The sequence below is a fragment of the Mesorhizobium sp. M3A.F.Ca.ET.175.01.1.1 genome (genome assembly GCF_004791945.1).
Classification (GTDB): domain Bacteria; phylum Pseudomonadota; class Alphaproteobacteria; order Rhizobiales; family Rhizobiaceae; genus Mesorhizobium.
This window is the reverse complement of record NZ_SRTP01000326.1, coordinates 1-300: the sequence shown is the minus strand read 5'-3', so window position 1 is coordinate 300 and position 300 is coordinate 1. Positions and strand designations below refer to the sequence as shown.

Below are 300 nucleotides of genomic sequence, written 5' to 3'. Positions count from 1 at the left end.
GCGGCCCTCGCGACCAGGGGATAAAAGCTGTTCGCGCCGAGCGCCGGCATGGAGTTGATCTCCAACACAAAAGGCCGGCCGGACCGGTCGATCCGGAGGTCAACGCGGGCATAGTCCCGGCATTGGCAGGCACGGAAGGTCGCAACCGAAATATCCCGCAGCGCCGTCGCAAGCTTACTATCGATTCGCGCCGGGCAAATGGTCTGCGGCGCCGCGACAGCCATGTGCTGCTTGTCTTCCCAAGTCACAAGACGCGTTTCACGGTCGCCGAAGTCCAGCTCAATCAGAGGCAGCACCTCG

At 63.0% G+C, this 300-nt stretch carries 1 pseudogene; it reads right to left on the bottom strand.

The features are described 5' to 3' along the window. Positions 1-300 (bottom strand): annotated as a pseudogene (locus tag EN818_RS31840) (hypothetical protein); the annotation flags it as partial.